Origin of the sequence: Kitasatospora sp. NPDC047058 (assembly GCF_040643935.1) — a bacterium.
GTDB lineage: Bacteria > Actinomycetota > Actinomycetes > Streptomycetales > Streptomycetaceae > Kitasatospora.
In genome coordinates this window covers 1-2443 of the sequence record NZ_JBEYVJ010000694.1, presented here as the reverse complement: position 1 = coordinate 2443, position 2443 = coordinate 1, and the positions used below count along the sequence as shown (strand labels likewise).

At 72.6% G+C, this 2443-nt stretch carries 3 protein-coding genes; 2 read left to right on the top strand and 1 reads right to left on the bottom strand.

Annotated elements, in window-relative coordinates; translation table 11 throughout:
• Window positions 1-120: 120 nt before the first annotated feature.
• The gene (locus tag ABZ885_RS39405) at window positions 121-438 is read right to left on the bottom strand and encodes a DUF6191 domain-containing protein (RefSeq protein WP_360199749.1); all 318 of its coding nucleotides are present in this window, start codon (window positions 436-438) and stop codon (window positions 121-123) included.
• A 256-nt stretch (window positions 439-694) separates the two neighbouring features.
• Between ABZ885_RS39405 and ABZ885_RS39400 the strand changes: the two genes are divergently transcribed.
• The gene (locus ABZ885_RS39400) at window positions 695-1516 is read left to right on the top strand and encodes an alpha/beta hydrolase (RefSeq protein ID WP_360199747.1); all 822 of its coding nucleotides are present in this window, start codon (window positions 695-697) and stop codon (window positions 1514-1516) included.
• Window positions 1517-1784: 268 nt separating this feature from the next.
• Window positions 1785-2443 (top strand): ATP-binding protein (locus ABZ885_RS39395; protein WP_360199745.1); only part of this gene is annotated, 659 nt, incomplete at its 3' end.

The window sequence follows — 2443 nt, the reverse complement described above, 5'->3', positions numbered from 1 at the left end:
CGATGGTACTGCAGGGGGGACCCTGTGGGAGAGTAGGACGCCGCCGAACAATCATTCACAGAGAACCCCCGCCCGGGAAACCGGACGGGGGTTCTTTGCATTTCCCGGCCGGCTGCGACGTCAGGACGCCTTCGGCAGCCGGATCACCGCCGCACCGCGCGCGAGGTCCACCTCGCTGCGGGTCGGCGGGGCGCCCTCCTCGTCGTCGTCGCGCAGCATCAGCGCCGACTGCCGTTCCTTGAGCTCGTGCTGCTTGCCCCCCGAGAACGTGGCGTGCAACTGCTCGAATCCGGTCGCGGAGACTTGCCCCTGCCGGTCGCTGGTCCGCCAGGGCAGCAGTCCGGCCCGGCCGGCGCGTAGTAGCACCTGGTCGACCAGGATGACCGCGGTGAGCAGCAGTACCAGCCCCGGCAGCGTCATAAAGATGATGAACCCCATTCGGCCAGTATCATCGCCGACCCCGCAGCCGACCAGGGGCAGGCGCACGACCCAGCGGGCGCAGGGGAGTTCCCTGTCGGGCAAACACGCTGCACGCAGGGGCAACGCGTTCCCCGGGCCGACGGCTACGGTTCAAAAGCGCGGTCGCACCGCCCGGCACTCCCGCGTATGACGCATCGTCAGGATGCCGCGCCAAGACCGCCGTTCACTCCAGTTGGTCCGGGCAGCCCGCCCGGACACTCACGAGAGGTCTCCCATGCCCTTCCTCACCCTCGCCGACGGCTCCCGCAAGTTCTACAAGGACTGGGGCACCGGCCGCCCCGTCGTCCTCTCCCACGGATGGCCGCTGAACGCCGACGCCTGGGACGCCCAGGCGGTGGCCCTCGCCGAGGCCGGCTACCGGGTCATCGCGCACGACCGGCGCGGCCACGGTCGTTCCACCCAGACGTGGGACGGCCACCACATGGACCAGTACGCCGACGACCTGGCCGAGCTGATCGAGCACCTCGACCTGACCGACGCCGTGCTGGTCGGCCACTCCACCGGCGGCGGCGAGGTGGCCCGGTACCTCGGGCGGCACGGAAGCGGCCGGGTGCGCAAGGCCGTGCTGCTGGGCGCCGTTCCGCCGCTGATGCTGAAGACGGACGCCAACCCGGAGGGCACCCCGATCGAGGCGTTCGACGGCATCCGGGCCGGGGTGCGGGCCGACCGCTCGCAGTTCTACTACGACCTCAGCGAGGCGTTCTACGGCTTCAACCGCCCCGGGGCCGTCGTCTCGGACGGCAAGCGCCGCGAGTTCTGGCTGCAGGGCATGCAGGCCGGGCTGAAGCCGGCCCTGGACTGCATCGCGGCGTTCTCGGAGACCGACTTCACCGAGGACCTGAAGAAGATCGACATCCCGGTGCTGGTCGCCCACGGCGAGGACGACCAGATCGTGCCGATCGCCGCCTCCGCCCTCAAGACCGCCGCCCTGCTTTCCCAGGGCACGCTCAAGGTGTACCCGGGCGCGCCGCACGGGCTGGTCGGCACCTTCGAGGCGGAGTTCACCAAGGACCTCGTGGAATTCCTCGCCGACTGAGCCCGTCAGGGCTTCGGACTACTGCCCCCCGAAGCGACCGTGACGCCACGGTGAACTGACGGCGAATCAACCGTCGGACCAGCCGCCGGACCAGCCGCCGCTCCCGCGGCCGGTCCGGCGGTGGCGGTCCCGGCGGCAGGGGCGGCCACCACCCCCGCCCCATCCGGGCGCGGGCGTCCCACCTGGCCTGTGACCTGCGGGTTCGGGCGGGCGGTAACCTTTGGGTGCCCGGGGATCGGGCGAGTTGACCCGAGGGGGACGAGGAGTGGTGGAGGACAGGCGGACGCCCGTCCTGGTCGGGCGGCAGCGGGAGACGGAGCTGCTGACCGCGGCGCTGGTGCAGGCCGTGGACGGCGCGAGCGGGTCGACGGTACTGCTGCGCGGCGACGCCGGCGTCGGCAAGAGCACGCTGCTGGCCTGGGTGGAACGGGCGGCCCGCGAGCGCGGGTTCACCGTCCTGCGTGCGGTCGGCGCCGAGGCGGAGACGGACCTCGCGTTCGGCGCCCTCCACCAGGCGTTCTGGTCCTTGCTCCAGCGGTCCGACGCCCTGTCCGCGCACCAGCGGGAGGCCCTGGAGAGCGCGCTCGGCGTCCGCTCCGGGAGCCCGAGCGGCTTCGCCGTCGGCGCCGCCGCACTGGTGCTGCTGGAGGAGGCGGTGCGGACCGCGCCCGTGCTGCTGCTCCTGGACGACCTGCACTGGATCGACTCGTCGAGCGCGACCGTCTTCGCCTTCCTCCACCGGCGCAGTGCCGGGCTGCCGGTGGTGGTCGTCGGCGCCACCCGACCGGACGGGCCGGCCACCCAGGCCTGGGCGGCCGAAGCGGTCGACGTGCAGGCCCTGCCCCGGACCGACGCGGCCCTGCTGCTGGGCACCTGCTATCCCGGACTCGCGGCGCCCGCCAGGGACCGGGTCCTGACCGAGGCGGC